The sequence below is a fragment of the Parapusillimonas sp. JC17 genome (assembly GCF_052180245.1).
Lineage (GTDB): Bacteria > Pseudomonadota > Gammaproteobacteria > Burkholderiales > Burkholderiaceae_B > Parapusillimonas.
In genome coordinates, this window is record NZ_CP197474.1 from 4,673,375 (window position 1) to 4,691,261 (window position 17,887).

Here is a 17,887-nt window from a genome sequence, read left to right on the forward strand (position 1 = left end):
TTCAAATCGGTTCTCCGTATGCGTCCTGGGTTGTCCGGGCATCCGCTTCATCGCCATGCTCCAGGCGCCCAAAGGCGTGCGTTTCCGCCAACAAGGGCCAGCGCCGGAGAGCTTCCTGGTGCGCTTGCGCGGCAGCGACGTCCACATAATCGAATCCGCCCCGAGGCAGGTGCTGTTTCAGCGACACGACGTCATCGGCCTGCAGTGCGAGAGAAGCGCGATCGCTTGTGTTGTGCATGACTCCGCCCCCTAACGTGGATACTCGATCCAGTTGCGATTGCCCAGGCGTACATAAGGCACGTCGTTATAAGGCATCAAGACCGTCCCGTCGTTCTCGGAAACCGGCTTGGTTTCGGGAAGGTCGGCTGCGAGTGCCTTCCAGTCGATTTTTTCCTGAGCAAACACATCTTTGGCGATCATGCGCGCCAACAGCTCCGACAAGGCCAAGTGGCTGGTCTGGCCTTCCACCCGCCACGGCTCTTGCGCAACGCGTCCCTTTGCTCCGATGACACGCACGCCCACCGGTACGTGCGTGATGTCGGGCGTGGGGATCTCGCGCATGCCGGCGATCTGCATCCTGTCGCCCTTGAGCGCCGCCCCGTGCTCGGGCACCAACATCAGCACGACCGGCCGGCCGCTTTTCTCCAGCTGGCCAATGAAGGCATTGAGTTCGTCGAGCAGCCTCTGGGCACGGGTAAGAAAGGGCGATGACCGGCCGCCGCCGTCGGCCGTCGCCTCGCGGTTCCCGTCATGCAGCGTAATCGTGTTGTACAGCAAGGCGGTACGCTCGGTGCCCGACGCCTCGCGCGTCTTCCACCAGCGCCCCAGCGTCTCCAGGTCGTCCCAGATGGGCGAGCCATCGAAACCGGTCATGGACGGGCGGACCTCGGTAGGAATATAAGGCTTGGGAAAACGCCCGCCGGCCGTGATCTCTTCAAGAAAGCCCTGGAATTCTCCGTTATGGTTGAGTACCGTCCTGGTCTCGAAGCCCAGGCGGCGCAAGTTCTCCAGCAAGTAGCATTGGTCGGGCGCCGGCTGATAGATTTCCGAATGCGAAGGCTGACCACAGCTCGCGCGCATCAGCCTGAGAACGGCGGGACCACTGTAGGCCGTCGCGGAATTGAAATCGTCAAAAATCAAATCCATGTTCGCGAGCAGGGGATGCGCTTCGAGCCCGCTCTGCCTGAGATCGTCCCAGGACAAGGAACATACATTGATCAGCAGCACATCAAAGGGCGCTGCCGTATTCGATGCCGGAAACTGCGTCTGCCGCGTTTTTTCCTGGTCGTAGAATGTCTGCAGCGCCAGGTTGAGCTGCTCGTTGGTCGGCTTGCCTTGCGGCGCAGCGCCGGCAGCGGGGGTGACGGGCTGGATGCGACCCGCCTCCGGGCCCTGCGCAAGCTGCGCCTGCGCGGCCGGCGGCATCGCCTGCGGCCACCAGGGCAAGGGCGGCAACGAGACCATGCCCGATAGAGCGACGAGGACGAGCGCGCCCACACTGAATACGGTCAAACGCAGCCACTGGGAAAGGAACAGGTAAGCAACCAATACGATGAAACCCGCGCCGACCATATCCCAGTTGACGAACCGCCCCAGCAGTTCCAGGAGATAGGCAGGAGAAAAATTGAGCACCTCCGGTTGGGCCAGCAAGCGATCGAAAGGCGGGAACCAGGAATCGTAGTAGAGCAGGGCAATGCCAAACGGAATCGCTATGGCATGCCGAAGCCGGTGCAGCCAGAGTGGCGCCAAGGGCACCAGCAGCGCCGCGGCGAAGAGCAGGTTGTAAAAAGCGTGGAAGTTCAGCGATCCCGCCCAATACAGCAACAGCTTGGCGGCAAAGTATAGATTCCATAGCCCAAGCCCCCGCCAGGGGCCCGCCGCGCTGGTAGTCTTTTCAGGGGTGTATCGCTCTCTTCTTAACATCCAGTATCCTGACGACTATCGTTGATCGTGCGCCCGGCGGCGCACGCCGCATTTCTTCAAATGACGCGCGGGCAGCACCCACAAGTCCAGCCATGCGATGACGTCCCGCATGAATAGACGCAATACGACGCCGATCGCCGCCCCAAAAAATGCGGCCAGCGCCACATACTTCCACCAAGCTAAATCACCTATCATCGACTTCACTCATTCAAATCAATGGCAACGCCATCAGGCGGGGCGCTTGCCGGCCGGCGCCCATGCCGGCCGGCACCCCTTTCGTCATCTGTTCCACGGATATGCCCCGCGTTGCGTCTGCGGTTCCCGGCGCGTTCGCCTTCTGCGCATCAAACAGCCGCCTCATCCGTCCATGCTCGGCGGCGATCTGGTCCATCGCTATGTAAGCGGCATGGTCGGAAAAGATTTCGCCGTAGGGGATGCCGAACACATTGCCAAGCGCCACCTCGACCAAATTCGGGTGGCAACCGAACAGGAACAGGTAGACCATTCCGCCTAGTTCGCAGGCGACGTCGCCGAAACGCCGCAGGTGCAGCTGGCCCATGGCCAAGTCCGGTGCCAGGCCCGGCACGGGGATCATGGCCACCAGAACGCCGGCAGCGGAGGCCGCCTCGTTCTGCTCCAGCATGTGGTCGAGATAATCCAGAAACTGGTCGACCCCGATGACCCCGCGCAACCTGACGGCGCGGCTACGCTCGATCAGTGCTTCGGGATCCTCCGCGAGTTCCCGCGCATACAGTTTGCCCTGCACCGTTTCGAGCAGGCTGAAGAAACGCGGCAAGGGCGTATCGGCGGGCACGATGAGCGTCGCGCCGCAGGCGAGCAGCAGCTGTTCATCCTGATAGCGTAGGGTCCTGTTCATTTCGCGGATGACGAGCTTGAGCGCCGGACCGCGCTGCTTGCGCAAGGCATGCAGCGTCCTGGCCAACGGCGGCAGATCGGTGCCCGACCTCAAGCCGAACACCACCGTCGCGGCAGTGGCCTGCATCGCCTGGCGCGCCAGTTCCGCTGCGCTGTCGAAGACATGCCAATCGTCCGCCATGAAGACGGGAACGCCTTCCAGGACCATGGCCTCGAACAGGAAACGGGCACGATCGTTTCCGACGGCGGCCGATGGCGCCCGCTGCCGAGATACCGCATACCCTTGCGGAGTCGAAGCCAGCCGCAGCTGCGTCAGGCCGACCGCGTCGATCGCGTTGCGCCAATGCAACACACTATAGTCATACTCGTCGCCCGATGGCATCAGGCTGGCCAAGCCGGACAGCACGTTGCTGAACCGCAACATGCCGTTTACGGCCTTCACGGCCGGCTCGCCATATGCCAGGACCAACAGGACGCAACCGTTGCTTTGCAACCATTCGCGCCAGCAACACAGCACTGCTTCCAGATGATCGCCCGCAGCGGAAAAGTATTCCGCCGAAAGACGCATGATGATGATGCGGCCCCGTGGACGCAGGCTGCGGTCCAGGTCTTTGGTCAGCGCACGCAGCGCCTTCAGGGGTTCGCCCGAAAGCCGATAGGTGCGCAAGTCGGCCGGCCCCTGATCCGGAGGCAGGTCGGCGAGCATGCTGGTTGGGTCAACGGAACAGATAAGGACGGCTCGCGCGTCGGGATCAGCGCCGCGCAGGAGCTGCATGATCAATGCAGAGCTATCGTTCTCGTCTACGAGAGCAACCCAGTACGCCTCGCCCTCGCGAAGCTGTGCGAGCTCTATGGGCAGGTCGTCAATCGCAAGATGACAGCCCTGGCTCGGCCCTCCTGAAGATGTGGCCATATTGTCTGCAAAAAACGTCCAACTGCGTCAAAATAAAACGCAAGGCACATTATGAACAGGCAATGGTTAGCCTGCATGTTGAAAACTGTAACGTTATCGGGAACCGATTTTAACGTCGATCAACATGGGATACGATGTATTTCCGGAAAAATTACATTAGTTAACAATGCATTGGGAGATTTCGCCGGATATTGCATCCTTACCAAATCCCGATGCCCACGCACATTCTTCCGGCTGCATTGGCATATTCAGCACTCGTTCTGGAATTTCCCAAATAACCAGCCGGGGGGGAGTTTCCAGGAACGACGGGCTCGCAAAATAGTATTTCGCGCCCCCCCAGAAGTCTCCGCCATCGCGGGCGAAGCTCGTGACACTTGTCGACAAGTGGTAGTCCAGATACCCAAGGAAGGAAGAAGTACGAGAAAACGATGTGCCGATCAGCGCAATATTAGGCAGGTTCTCGTCGCCGAACAAATCGCCGGCATCATCGTCCGCTGATTGCGACTTTCCGCCACCCGATGCCGCGGGTGCATCGACTTCATGAAACACGGGACTTCCAACCCATTCGCCTGCAGGCTGCAAGCGCGATGGAAGCCATTCGATGCCGGCCAAACGAACTAAATCTCCTTCCCGCCGTTGCGGGGCGCTTTCCTCCAACTTATATTGCTTGGATGGCTGAATATCGATACGCATGCGCTCAACGGCAACGGCAACTTGCCGCGCCGCGCGTTCGGCACCCAGCTCGCTCCAATGTGTATCGGTCCTGAGAAAAGGCGCAGCAACGTCGACCTCGGATGCTTGTCGTGACAACACCGGTTCGAGGTCGACGATGCGCACGCCGGCCGACGAAACATTGTCCATCCATGAGCGCAAACGCTCATCGAGCACCAGAGGACGAGGCAGTTCGCATAATTGCTCGCGTTGGATTCGGCTTTTGTCTGGAACAATCACGACCAGCAGCTCGATGTCTTTGCCCGCCAGCCACTGGTTCACCGCGGCGACGGTACGGCTTCTCAAGCGGCCGTTCTTTGCGGCATGCGGATGTACTGTCAGTTCGTCCGTGAGGAACAACCAGTCCGGACAACCTTGGCGTACCCGCGGCCCCAAGCTGCCCATGACCATCCAGCTCACACCGCGTTCAAACCGCGCCATGAACGCTGGAAACGGCGTCTTCGCCAGATCCGATGAAAGTTCGGTCGTCAGCTCACCGGTCAGGAACGCTCGTGCCGAGGGTTCAGGAGGAAACACGATACGGCCGGCTGCCACGGCGTAGATCAGCGACACAGCGCCACTGAGCATGACCAGCAACAATAGTATGCCTGGCATACTCCGCGCCAAGCGTCCTTGCGTTACATTTTCCGAAACCGCGTCCGTCATTATCTTTAGGGCCTGTTCAGAATTGAAAATAAAGAAACGGTACTGCGCCCCGGCTCACAATCAATGCAAACGACAGAAGAAATGCCGCAAGAGGCCACAAGGCCAGCTGCTCGCGAAGAGCGGCCGGCACACGATTGAGGTGCCTCGCCGGTATTGCCGGCACCATGATGCAAGCCACTCCCAGCAATGCAGCCACGCAATGCGACGGCTGCAACAACACGCGCAGCGCTGCGCCCATTTCCCAGCCGCCCAGGCCAAGCTGAGCTGCATACATCGACACCGCCGTTCCAAAATCGGGCGCTCTGAAGATGACCCAGGCCATGCAGACAAAAAGCAGAGTAGCAACCCGTGAAATCCAGCCAGGAACGGACGGCAAGGCCGTGCCTCTCCAGGCTCGCGCAGCGCACAGGGCAAGACCGTGCGCGAGGCCCCATATCAAGAAATTCCAGTTGTCGCTGCCATGCCACATGCCGGCAATCGCCATCGTCACCATTAAATTGACGTACGTGCGGCCCGGGTTGATCCGGTTGCCTCCCAATGGCACATACAGGTAATCGCGTATCCAGCCCGACAAGGAAATATGCCAGCGCCGCCAGAAATCCTGGATGCTCTTCGCGAGATATGGATGATTGAAATTCTCAGGAAAGTGAAATCCCAGCATCTGGCCAAGGCCTATCGCCATGGCGCTGTACCCGGCAAAATCGAAGAACAGCTGCAGCGAATATGCGCCACAGCCTAGCCAGGCATCCACGAAGCTAGGCTCTTCCAGTGAAAAGGCTATATCGACAACGGGCGCCAAGGTGTCCGCTACAAGCACTTTCATGCTCATGCCCACCATGAAGCGACGGGCGCCCAGCGAGAAATCGCTCCAGCTCAGTTGCCGGCTGGCCAGTTCGCGTTGAACCCAGTCATAGCGCAAGATCGGACCTGCAATCAGTTGGCCGAACATCGACAAGTACGCACCGTAATCAATGAAGTTGCGTTGTGCTTGCACTTGACCGCGATAGACATCCACCAAATACGAAATGGCCTGCAGGATGATAAACGACAACCCGATCGGCAAAGCCACACGTTGCCATTCCATGGGCATCGCGCCAGCGAGCATCCGCGCATCGTTATAGGTTTCGACCACCACATTGGCATATTTGAACCAGAACAGCGTAGAGGCATTGGCAAGGATCAGCAATGTAAGCCACGCGCGGCGCCACCATCCCGTGCCGGCGGCTTGAATGACCATCGCTCCGGCCCAGGACAGCACGATCAACCCTATGAAGAGCAACAGGTATACCGGACTCCACCAGCCATAGAATATCCAGCTGAAAAGCAGCAGGACGCCATTGCGCCATGACCGCGGGCTGGCCGCATACGCGAGAAAGAATAGCGGCAGGAAGAGAGTCAGGAACTCTAAGGAGGTGAAGACCATTTGGAGCTACTGGTTCGCCACTTCGTCCATGACAAAGAAGAACCGCGCCGCCGGGTCTCCCGGCGCAAGGAAAATGCTATAGCGCGCGCCCGCCTCCAGCCGTCCCATGTCCAACGGGCTGCCAACCGCCGCGCCATCGCAAACGAGCTCTACCGCCAGCTTCACGGGATTGACCAACCGTCTGCTGGCGGTGTCCTGCGCGATCGACTCGAATAGGAACACCTTGCGGCCGGCAACCTGTACGCTGGCCGAAGCGCACCTCGCATTCATGTTGTAGAAGGCTACGGAAGCCTTGACCGCTGTGAAGTCCTCGGGCTGCTCGCGCAGAATGGATAAAGAAAAAGGCGGCTCTTGCCCGGCACTCGCCACCACGGTGATGAACTCGCCGGCACTGGCCTTCAAGGCTATGTCTTGATCGAAACCCGCCGACACCAGTTTTCCCGTGATGTCCCTTCCCGCCGTCACCGGCAGAAAGCTCGTTGCCATGTTCGGTGCGCGAAGCTCGACCGAAGCGCCACTGCCTTTGGCCGAGATATCGAGCTTTTCAAGGCCGGCATTGACGAACCGGACAAATGCGGCGTCCTCGGTAGGTCCTGTCGGGTAAAGATCGACAGCATACGCGCATCCTCCGAGACCAAGCCATAGCAATCCCAGGATGCCTGATAAGCGAAAGCGGTTCATTTTTTCTCCAGTGCCTTGACGACCGGGGAAGCGGTGATCGCTTTGGTGATCGCCTTGCCCCAAGACTGATACCCGGATGCGGTGAAATGCTGGCCGTCCGTCGTCGCCCACTCGCCAGGTTTGGAAAACTTGAGGGAGTCGATGTAGTCGCAAGGTGCAACATTGGCGGAGAGGAATGCCGACATCTGCTCGACCCGCGCGAACGACTTCTTGTACTTGCCCCCTTCCGTTCCCCAAGCCGGGCCCACCCACACACAAGAAGTCTGCGTTTTGCCGATCGCTTTGGTCAGGCTGCCAATCTGCTGCCATGCCCAGGCTTTGGGAAATACCGGCTTGTCATAGCCGGCCATCGCATCACCCATGACTATGATCAGCAGATCGGGTTTCTCTGCGTCCAGCAAGCTTGTTATAGGTTGGGTCGGCCCGGTCCTACCCAGCAGCTTCGCCTTGTCGGAACCCACGCGCTCTGCGGAACCGCAAGTTCCCGGTACGGATTTCAGCCAGTCGCCCGCGTTCGTCCCGCAAACGCCCAGGGTGTGTACCTTCGCCCCTTGCTCCACGAGCCCCATATGCAGCGTTTCGATCAGATAGTGCGGTGTCGTAAGATGGCTGTCGCCGATGATCAGAATGGATAATCCTGCGAGAACGGAAGTCAGCATTGAATGCTCCTAATACGAAAAAATTTCAGCGCCCCGACGGGAGGGGATATGGAGAACGGCGTTGCTCACCGGCAAAAGGATTTGCGTGTCCCGCGGGAAGGGGTGCTCCAGTGGGCGGCTTGGCGCCTTTCTCCTGCTGAGCGACCGCCCTCTTGAGCAGGCTGACCGCCCGTCCATTCTTGCCTTGCGCTCGATAAATACGCGCTGCGCCGGCGAGTATTTCGACCTGGTCAGGCGCAAGCTCCACGGCGATATCGGCTTCCGTTGCGGCATAGCGCGTATCGTTGAGCTCCTGAGCAAGCAGTGCGGCGCTTAGATGCAATTGCGCGCTTCCAGGCTGTACGGCCAATACTTTCTTGTACAGTTCCAGCGCCTCCTCGTTGCGCCCTGCCGCGGCGTACATCCGGGCCAGCGCCGCCATGGCATCGACGTTGTCAGGGTATCGCGCCAGGACCGGGGCGATCATATCGTAAGCCGCAACCAGATCGCCACGCTCACGCAGGGACTCGGCCTGGCGGACGCTGTATACAGCCTTCAACTCGCCCAGCCCCTCTCTTTGGGAGCCGCTCAGTGACATGCTTTCCAGCTGCCGCATCACCGCCGCGGCCTCGGCGTCCTGCCCCGTACGCAGCAAAATGCCCGCATAGAGCAAAGAGGCATCCGCGCTCTGGGTGGCGCCGCCCGGGCGCATGGAACGCAATACGGACAACGCGCGCGAGGACTGGCCCATGTCAGCATAGACCTGCGCGACAGCACCGAGTATCTCGGGGGATTCCGCGGCACTCTCCTGCAACTGCGCAAGGTACGCCATCGCCTCGATGTCGTGCCCCTGGCGCCTCAAAGCGTCCGCTTGCTTCAAAAGCTGCTGCTGCGTCATGGACAGGCGCAATGCACTGACGGCACGCGTCTCGTATCCAGGCGGAATGCGCGCCAGCGTGTCCAGCGCAGCCTGGAAATGATTGCCTCGGCTGTACAGTGTTGCGCTGGCATACAGCGCTCTCGGGTCGTCCGGATCGTTCTTGAGGACGCCGTCGATCAGGCTGCGCGCCTCCTGCTCCTGGTTGGAGCGCATATACGAGCCGGCCAGCTCGAGACGTATCCAGACATTGGACGGATCATTTTGCAGTGCTTCTTCCAGCGCTGCATGTGCACGTGCCGGGTCACCCATCCTGTTCGCGGCCTTGGCCAAACCAAGGGCATAGGCCTCCCGCAGGCCCGATTGCCCACTCGCTGTTTCGGCCGCGTCCGGTGGCGCGGCCACAATCAGCGCCTGTGCTTCTGCGGCCCTGCCCTGCTGCGCCAGCGCCCCGACCAAGCCACGCAAGGCACCGATGTCGGCCGGGCGCGCGGCCAACACGCGGCGATACAGCGATTCCGCCATCACAAGCTGCCCCTCTTCAAGCAGCATGTCCGCTTCCATTGCGTCCGAAGCGCCTTCATTGGGGGCAAGCGCCCGCGCCTGCTTCAGCAGCTTTCGGGCTCCGTTGAAATCAGACGCCTGCCGCAACGCTTCGGCCTTTTGCATCAAGAGCCAGTATTCCGCCACACGCAAGGAAGCCTGCCAGGCCCTGGGGTTGCCCTTGCGAGCACGGGACAAGAGCTCGCGCGCCTGCTCCCAGTTTTCTTGTTTCAGCCTTATCACCCCCAGGCCGCCCAGCGCCTCGCTGTCATTGGGCCGCTTGGCCAGAACCGCCTTGAACTCGGCCTCTGCCACGGACAGGTCGCCACCCTCCAGCGTCTTCATGGCCGCATCCGTCCGCAGGCGCAAAGGATCCGGCTTGCTGGCCTGGACGGTGATCTTCGTCATGGCTTGCCCTTTGGCGAGCTGCTGGCGGATGTCCGCATCGTCGGGATTCTTCTTCAGATATTCTTCGAACAAGGGCCTGGCCTCCGGCCGAGGGGGCCCCAGCCATACCAGTGCGTCCCGCCAGCTTTCCGCAGCATCGCTTCCGATATCCCGCCGCTCCGCCAGCCGCGACAAGCGCCGGATGCCATCCAGCCGCGTCGCCTCGTTGCGTGCAAGATGCCTGGCCAGCGCAAGGCTCACCTGCGGGTCATCCGGCATCTTTTTTTCCAATCGGCGCAGGCCATCTATGGCTTCCTGCAAGCCCTGGTCGGTATAGCCCAGATATGCGTAGTATTCGCGACCCACGTCGCCCACAGGCTGCCCGCCTTCCACCGCCTCCCGGTACTTGGGCAGCGCCTGTTGCAGCTCGCCGGACGCGGCCAGCAGGCGCGCTTCCTCGAGAATGGCGGAACGGCCCCCGGTGCCCAGCACGATATCCTGCTCCAGCTGTTCCACGAGGCGGCTACCAGGATGCGCCGAGGCCAGTTTTTGAAGATAGGCCTTTGCCTCGCCAAGGCGGCCCGCCTTGATCGCGATGTTAGCCAGGCCGTACAAGGCATCGGCGTCGCCGGGCCGGGCCAACAAAAGCTTGTTCCACGTCTCGGCCTCCCGAACGGAGTCACCCTGCGCTCGCCAATACCGGCCCTGTTCCAGCAGCGTCCCAGCCAGGTTTTGCTGCGCGAACACGGTGCCTGATGTCAGAACGATCAGCACACAAGTGACTGCAAAGTAAAAAGTTCGAATCATATGCAATGCTTCAGATCTCGGCGTGCCTCGATGGCCACGGGCAATGTCAGAATGCGTCGGCCAGACCCGGCCAGTACTGCGCCAGCCGCCATTGGATGCGCGTCCATAAGCTCAGTTCGCCGACCGAATAGCTATATTCTTGCGCCAGAATGTTGACCTGCTTTTCGCGCACCATGGCCAAGCTACCCTGAATAGGCCGCTCATAGCCGGGCTCTCTGAGCAATGCCCGCTGCGCGAGCCCTTGCCCTTCAGGCTTTTCGCTGGAAATCAAAACTACGCTACGCCCGCTTTCCGCGGGTGACTCGAATCCCATGAACACGGCGCTCGCGCCATCGCTGCTATAGGACAAATCCGTCAAGCGGTTACGTTCAACCGTCCGGGGATCCAGCGGCGCCCAATCGCGCCGTTTGTCCTCGGCGGCAGCCATCACGACGGACCTTGTGCTGCCCTGGTGTACAGCCGCCATGCGCGGACGCCATTCCGACAGCCAGGCCTGGTCGCCGGAGGCGATGACCACCAAGTCCTTTCCCTTCAACGACAGCCCCTTCGCACCGAACGCTACCGTGATCGCCAAGGCCGGATATCCGGTCGACTCCCCGAACTTTCCCATGACAGCCAAGTAAGTTGAAATGTCGTGACGCGTCGGGTTGTCGGCGAGCACGACCGCGGTTTCCGCCAGGTCGGCCAATCGGGTGAAGGGGAAGCCGCTTTCCGAGAAAGCCTCCAGGTTGGGCATCGGCATGAAATGAGGATACGCAGACAGATCCACCGTCGACTCCGGATCGATGCGGCCAACCATGTCATCAAGCAGAATGTCGTGGCATTCGCCTTCTTTCAAATAATCGAACTTGAAGGTAAGCCGAAGTTCAGATCGGGCAAGCAGCAATTGCAACGGTATCTCTACATTGGCTTGCTGCCGCACCATGGGGCCGATATCCGTGTCCTGTACCGTTCGCTCTTCCCGGCCGTCCAATTGTTCGGCAGACGGCAGGTTGAACGATCTGAGAAACCGATCGTCGTTGCTCACAAGCAGCGTCGACTTCACGCGCCCTTCCCTGGGTGTGTACCAGTACCTGAGGTCCATGGGCACAGGCTTCGCCCTCCAGCCGAACAGGTCCGGCGGTACGCGCAGCGGTATGACGACCGGCCCTCCGGTGTACCCTCTGGTGGTCAGTCTCTGTTCATTCGCCAATTGGCCTAGCCGGACGGGGCCGTCGGTGCGCAACCATCTTGGGGCGTCGTATGGCAGACGAGGCTCTGCTGCGTCCATCCGCTCCACCTGGGCAGTGGGCCCCGACAACGAAGACGACGAGCGCACCAAGGCCATGGCGGCCTGCTTCAGCTCCGCATCGTCGCGCCCCATCACCAACAACAGCTTTCCTTTTTCATCGCCGGGATTCGGCACCATCGACAGCATGGGACCTGCCGGCGCAGGGGCATTGAGGCTGGGCAAGGCCTGGCTGCCCTTGATGAACACCACGGCGCTTCCGGCAGCCGGCAACATGCCTGTTTCCTGCACGGGGAAAGCCGCCCCGCGGTCGCCCGCAAGGCTTCCCAGCCAAGAGGCGACCATGCCGGCGGCCTCGAGACCGGTGGCGGACGGATTAGCATGGAAGACGAAAGGCAATTGCAGTTGGCGCTGATCGCGATGATCGACAAAGGGCAACGGCAGGATGGCCAAGTCATTGGGCAAGTTCAGCCGCTCCACCGCTATCTGCAGCTCGCTTTTGTTGCCTATGCTCGCCCACAAGCTGGAGTGCAACGGATCCTCGCATTCGAGCGTATAGTGGCCGGTCAATTGCAAGCGCAACTCATTGGAATCCGTCACTAAGTAGGGCGGCAGCTGGATTTCCTGCCTGAGGTTCTTGCCGGCGTTTTCGCGATCCAGCGGAATGGCCGCCGCGATTCCATTGTTGAGCAGCACGTTGATATACGAAAGGTCGCTCAATAGTGCCGGTGAATACGCATATTCCAGCTGCAGCTTTGCTCCGGTCGCCACTTCATCCGCCCGCAAATTGAACGTGACGCTGTCGCTTCCGTCCACGCCCCGCAAGGTGAACGGATGACGCGCACCCAGCTGCTCCAGCGTCATCGTATAGCCTCCCTCCCGGACGGTATCCGGCGCCGGCTGCGCAACCGCGCCCGGCGACGAGAAGGCGAGGCTGCATGCCAGCAGCGCCGGGAGCAGGCGACAGCGTGCATCAACGCCCATACGTTGCCCCATACGGCGAGCTGAAAGGCTCGACCGGCAAGTCCATGAGACGATTCTGCGGCTCGAAGTAGTAGCGCATGTAAAGCCCGCCCGCCCACTGGCTATAGTCGCTGGCGTTGTCCGCGCCTATCGTTGCGCCCATGACCAGCTGCGGCGTAACTCGATACTCGGCTGAGGCACGCAGGTTGTATCCGAGGCCCGTCTTGCTTTCGCCCTTGTATATGCCATTGGTCAAGCCTGAGAGCTCGGGCGAGGCCGAGCCGGCCAACGCATTCACCGCCCGCGCCTGCATTCCAGCATCGGTGGGGAACATATCGACGTCACTTTGCTTGAAATGCTGCAGGCCCAGCGCGCCATCCAGTCGGTAGGTCAGCTTCCCGTTGCGCTGCGCCCAGGTAACAGGCAGGCTCAGCGCATAGAAATTCTTGGGGCTGAAGTATCCGCCGTGGCCATACGTATAGTGCCCCTGGTTCTTGTTGAAGAACGTGGCATTCAGGTTCACGCCCATCATCAGCTTGGAATCGGGATCATCGATCACGCGGAAAAAGCTGCCGGCATTGAACTCGGTCCGATGATTGTTTTCCACGTTATGACCACGCAGACTGTGCCAGCCGGCAGAGCCGTATACGCCCGCGCTTCCCCAATCCTTTGAAATAGTGGCGCGCGCGCCCGTCGCCGAAACCCCACCCCACTGCATGCCTGTGCGCGGGTCCTCCGTGCCGGCGAACGACGTCAGGCTGTCGGTGACGGGACGCCGGGATAAATCCAGCCGATACGCCACGGTGCGCTGCTCGTCCATTGTTCCGCTGAAGAGCGCCCCACCGGTGTAGGTTTTGTATTGGAATCCGAGCGGAGTCACGCCGGCATCCAGCTTCAGGCCATCCCGCTCATATCCGATCGACATGCCGACACCGGTCGCCTTGTTGCTGTCGGGTCCCGCCAGAGCCATGACCTCCGGCCCGCCGCCAAAAGCGGCGCGGGAATAGAGGTCCGATCCCAGCCCGCCCGCGCTGAGGATGACAGGCGTCGCATTGAAGGTGACTTTGCCATCGCCCGCCGGGAACTTGATCTCCAAGGGCACCTGGGTTTCCGTCAGCTTGCCCATGCCGGCATCCCCGGACCTCGTCCGGAACTGCGTGCCGATGGTGGCCGTTGCGCTCCGCTCCTGTTGCAGATCAGCCAACTCTCTTGCGAGCGTAGAGCCCTGGAGCGGAGCGGGACCCGCCATAGGCGCTTGTGCGGCGAACTGCGGCGCGAGATAAGGGTCGGTGACGGGAGCGCCGACCGGGACCATGCCGCCGCCCGACACGTAGCTTGATGCCGGCGGCATGCCGACTGGCATCGCGGCCGTCGGAACCGGCATGGGCGCGTATGCCGGCGCCGCAGCCGGGGGCAGGCTCGCCGCCGGGCCGACGCCGCCGGCGGGAACATAAGCCGGTGCACCGGCCACCAAGGGCGTTGTCGGCACCAAGGTGTTATAGAGCGCCGGCATATCGAGCGCGGATGCGCTTTTCTGTCCCGGCATGCCCACGAAGGGATTCAGGGAACCGCTCGGGCTCCCGCCTGCCGAAGCGAGCATCGCCGGCGCACCTCCTTGCATCCCCTGATATACGACTGCCCGCTCCAGCAACTGTGCCGCCTCTTTGGTTTTTCCCTGGCTGCGGTATATCCGCGCCGCGCCGGCAAGGATCTCCGGTTGCTGCGGCGCAAGCGAAACGGCAGCCTCCGCCTCTTTCAGGGCGTAGGCGTATTCCTTCGCCTGCTGCCCCGCCAGCGCTGCGTTCAGGTGCAGCTGGGCATCGCTTTGATTGGAGATCAGCAGCCGTTCGTATAAGTCCAGCGCCTGCCGTCCCTGGCCGGCGGCGGAATACATTCTGGCCAGAGCTTCGGTCGCCTCGCGATTGGCAGGGTTTCTTTGCAATACCGGTGCAATCGCGTCATATGCCGCCACCAGATCGCCTCGCTCGCGCAGCGCGTCGGCCTGGCGCACCATGAAGCCGGTGGTCAGCTCGTCCAGCCGATTCCGCTGTTCAGGCGTAAGCGCCTGGCTCTCAAGATACCGGATGAGCCCAGAGGCCTCGACCATCTGGTTGGTCCTGAGCAGTATGCTGGCGTACAGCAGAGACCCGTCCACATTCTGCGCCTTACCGTCCGCTCGCAGTGGACGCAGCAGCGCAAGGGCGCGCCCCGGATCGCCGATGTCCGCATAAGCCTCGGCCAGCGCGCCCAACGTTGCGAGGTCGCCCTTGCTATTCGCCTCGACGTGCATCAGTATGCTGGCCGCTTCGGCTCGTCGCCCTTGGCTTGCCATGCCCACCGCCTGCCGGATGTATAGATGCTGCGACGACCGCTGGTAAAGATCGGCCATGGCCGGCGTGCGCAATTGCTGCGGCACGCGTGCCAGCGCGTTGTAGGCCGTGGTCCAGTCGCGGTTTTCGACTGCGTGTATGGCCGCCGCGTGCAAGGCCTCGGGGTTATTTGGATCCGACACCAATATGCCCTGCATCAGGCCATTCGCCTCCTTCTGGTATCCGCTGCGCTGATACAGCCGCGCAAGCTCCAGCCGAACCCAAGGATTGGAAGGGTCGCTTTGCAGGGCCTCTTCCAGAGAAGCCTGGGCCGACGCATAGTTGCCCGCGCTCAGTGCCGCCTTCGCCTGGCCTGCCGCATACAGCCCGCGCATGCGGGTCACGCCTCCGGCCTGCTCCAGCGCGGCAGGCGACATGCCTTGCACGATTTTGCGCGCCTCGTCCGGCTTGTTGCTTTGCGCAAGCACGGTCACCAGCCCGCGCGTGGCATCCGGATCGCCGGGATGGCGCCGCAAGGCGTTTCGGTATGCCTTTTCCGCTTGGGCGAGCTTGCCTTCGTCGGCGAGCATGTCCGCAAGCATGGTTTCGGCCGCTGCCTCTTTGGGCGCGAGCTTTTCCGCCTGAGCCAGCAGCTTGCGCGCACCGGCAAGATCACCCGCGCGCCGGGACGCCGAGGCGCGGTCTATCGTGTGCCAGTACTCCACCAGATTCCGAGAATTTCGCCATCCCGACGGATTGCCCTTGCTTGCCCGCGCGAGAAGCTCGTTGGCTTGAGCCCAGTTTTTCTGGCGCATGCGAATGATGCCTAACCCACCCAAGGCCTCGCTGTCGTTGGGATGCTCGGCCAGTACCGCCTGCAACTCCGCTTCGGCCTGCGCGAGCTGGCCGCCGTCGATCAGCCTCATGGCGGCGTCCGTACGCTGCCGCCATGGGACCACGCTGCGCGGCGCCTTGGCGCTGGCCAGCGCCGTGGACTGTTGGATGCCCCTGTCCAGCTGTTGCTTGATGGCCGTATCGCCGGGATTTCGCTTCAGATAGTCCTGGAAAAGCGGTTGGACAGCAGGCCCCGGTGGACCAACCCATAGCAGCGCTTCACGCCAACTTTTTTTTGCGTCGGCTCCAAGTTCGGTATCAGCGGCCAATGCCGACAGCTTGCGTATACCTTCCAGGCGGGTCGGTTCGTTCCGGGCAAGATGGCGCGCGAGCGCCAAGGCAGTTCGTGCATCGTTCGGCGAGTCTTGCGCCAAGCGGCGCAGACCGGCGATCGCTTCCTGCAAGCCGCCTTCCGTGTAGCCCAGCGAGGTGTAATATTCGCGCCCGAGCGCCCCCTGCGGCGCAGTTCCCTGCAACACTTCCTTATACTTCCCAACGGCGGAATCCAGCTCGCCCGCCGCGGCCTCCTTGCGTGCCTGATCAAGCGCCTGGACCTTGCCATCCGTGTTCAGCATCAGATCCTGCTCCAGCCGGGCGACGATCGCACTGCCGGGATGCGCCGCGCGCAGTCTCTGCAGGTAAGCTCTTGCGCTATCCAGGCGCTTGGCGCGGATATCCAGCGTCGCCAGGCCGTACAGGGCTGCCGGATTGTCCGGACTGATCAGCAGCAGCTTGTTCCACGCCTCGGTGGCGCGCTTCGTGTCGTAGCGTTCCTGCCAGAACTGGCCTTGCTCGATCAAGGTCTTGCTGGCATCGGCCTGAGCCCAGCCGGCGGAGTGCAAAGCCGCGGCCAACAAGCCCAGAACTATTTGGCTGGAATATCGAGACATGCCTTCTCCCACGGTAAAGATAAAGTTCCATCCGGGCGGAAATCGTAATATTGATCCATCCAGCCCATGCCGAAGAGACTCAGTACAAAGTCATAGTAGGGAGGCTGGGTGTCTGTGTTGTTCAGACTTGCACGCAGCATGGATTCAGCGCGCTGCTTTTGAAGCTGTGCCAGCGCCGGTTCGCCGGCAGCCTTGAAATATGGAACCAAGGCTGCCGAGAAGCCGAATGGACCTTCGCCCGCCGCCTGACCCGTCAAAGTATCGACTTTCTCGGGCGGAACGCCCTGATCGCGTGTGAAGGGCTTCATGCCGTCGAGCGAAATCATGATCGCACGGAACAAGGGATCGGACATCGGCGTCATCCCCGCCCATAAATAATTGCGGATGGCGTCATAACTACCCGTAGCACCTTTGACCGGATCCGCCGCAAACGCGCCCCCGCCGGCTTTTTGGATTCGATAGGCCGTCCAGTCGGGTGCGAGGCCGTATGGTGTGATCCGCGCCAACACCTTGGCCGTATTGCCCGCCAGATCTTTCCATGGCCCCGACGGGTACTCGAGCTCCAGCCGCCGCAATAGGGGAATGGGAAGGTAGCTGGGGTTAAGGCGCCACTCTTTCCCGGGAGTGACGAAACCTTCTTTGCCTGGCAGAAGCATCCAGCCCAGGCCCGGGATGTCCAAGAGTTCGTGGGTTTCAACCAATCGCAGTAGCGCATGAGCCGAACGAGTGTAGTCCGGCCGGTTCCAAAGCCGACCTGCCTCGAGCAACGCGTAGGCGAACCATAGGTCGGCATCCGAGGCTGAGTTAGCGTCCAGTACCCGCCAGGTTTTTTCGTCATCGACGCCCCAAATCCAGGCGGGCAGGCGCTGCGACATGTCGCCGCCCGCCAGATTGTCGACCGCCCAGCGCCAGATCGCGTCGAATGCCTTTTCATCACCCGCCACCAAGGCAAAGAACATTCCATAGGATTGCCCCTCGGACGAGCTGTGCTGCATCTTGGTGCTGGCATCGAGTACGCGCCCGCTGTCCTGCACGAAATGCTTCTTGAAAAGTTCCCATAGCGGCCAGTCCGACGTCTTGCAGGACGCCACGGCGGACGCCGGCAGCGGCATGGCCAGCGCCAGTACAACGAACCAGATGGAAAAAAGCCTGTTCATG

At 61.4% G+C, this 17,887-nt stretch carries 12 protein-coding genes; all 12 read right to left on the bottom strand.

What is annotated here, in order from left to right; genetic code table 11:
- Position 1: 1 nt before the first annotated feature.
- On the bottom strand, positions 2-238 hold the full coding sequence (gene bcsR, locus ACSBPU_RS22350; protein WP_442594316.1) for a BcsR/BcsP family cellulose biosynthesis protein: 237 nt from the start codon (positions 236-238) through the stop codon (positions 2-4).
- An 11-nt stretch (positions 239-249) separates the two neighbouring features.
- Entirely contained in the window at positions 250-1,923 is a 1,674-nt protein-coding gene (bcsG, locus tag ACSBPU_RS22355) for a cellulose biosynthesis protein BcsG (protein ID WP_442594318.1), read from the bottom strand.
- Positions 1,924-1,938: 15 nt separating this feature from the next.
- Entirely contained in the window at positions 1,939-2,118 is a 180-nt protein-coding gene (locus tag ACSBPU_RS22360; RefSeq protein WP_442594320.1) for a hypothetical protein, read from the bottom strand.
- A 13-nt stretch (positions 2,119-2,131) separates the two neighbouring features.
- The gene (locus ACSBPU_RS22365) at positions 2,132-3,712 is read right to left on the bottom strand and encodes a BcsE family c-di-GMP-binding protein (RefSeq protein WP_442594322.1); all 1,581 of its coding nucleotides are present in this window, start codon (positions 3,710-3,712) and stop codon (positions 2,132-2,134) included.
- A gap of 156 nt (positions 3,713-3,868) precedes the next feature.
- The gene (locus tag ACSBPU_RS22370) at positions 3,869-5,038 is read right to left on the bottom strand and encodes an alginate O-acetyltransferase AlgX-related protein (protein ID WP_442594324.1); all 1,170 of its coding nucleotides are present in this window, start codon (positions 5,036-5,038) and stop codon (positions 3,869-3,871) included.
- 67 nt (positions 5,039-5,105) lie between these two features.
- The gene (locus ACSBPU_RS22375) at positions 5,106-6,512 is read right to left on the bottom strand and encodes an MBOAT family O-acyltransferase (RefSeq protein WP_442594326.1); all 1,407 of its coding nucleotides are present in this window, start codon (positions 6,510-6,512) and stop codon (positions 5,106-5,108) included.
- Between the two features lie 6 nt (positions 6,513-6,518).
- Positions 6,519-7,193 (bottom strand): cell division protein FtsQ, encoded by a 675-nt coding sequence (locus tag ACSBPU_RS22380; RefSeq protein ID WP_442594328.1) that lies wholly within the window; start codon positions 7,191-7,193, stop codon positions 6,519-6,521.
- Entirely contained in the window at positions 7,190-7,852 is a 663-nt protein-coding gene (locus ACSBPU_RS22385; protein WP_442594330.1) for an SGNH/GDSL hydrolase family protein, read from the bottom strand. Before ACSBPU_RS22385 ends, ACSBPU_RS22380 begins: the two co-directional genes overlap by 4 nt.
- Positions 7,853-7,877: 25 nt before the next feature.
- Complete coding sequence (locus ACSBPU_RS22390) at positions 7,878-10,445, bottom strand: tetratricopeptide repeat protein (protein WP_442594332.1); 2,568 nt, start codon at positions 10,443-10,445, stop codon at positions 7,878-7,880.
- A 46-nt stretch (positions 10,446-10,491) separates the two neighbouring features.
- Complete coding sequence (gene bcsB / locus ACSBPU_RS22395; protein WP_442594334.1) at positions 10,492-12,657, bottom strand: cellulose biosynthesis cyclic di-GMP-binding regulatory protein BcsB; 2,166 nt, start codon at positions 12,655-12,657, stop codon at positions 10,492-10,494.
- Positions 12,647-16,729, bottom strand: a complete 4,083-nt coding sequence (locus ACSBPU_RS22400) for a cellulose synthase subunit BcsC-related outer membrane protein (protein ID WP_442594336.1) — start codon at positions 16,727-16,729, stop codon at positions 12,647-12,649. The genes bcsB and ACSBPU_RS22400 overlap by 11 nt, the downstream gene beginning before the upstream one ends.
- Positions 16,705-17,886: a cellulose synthase complex periplasmic endoglucanase BcsZ gene (gene bcsZ, locus ACSBPU_RS22405; RefSeq protein ID WP_442594338.1), complete on the bottom strand. Its 1,182-nt coding sequence runs from the start codon at positions 17,884-17,886 to the stop codon at positions 16,705-16,707. Before bcsZ ends, ACSBPU_RS22400 begins: the two co-directional genes overlap by 25 nt.
- Position 17,887: the final 1 nt, after the last annotated feature.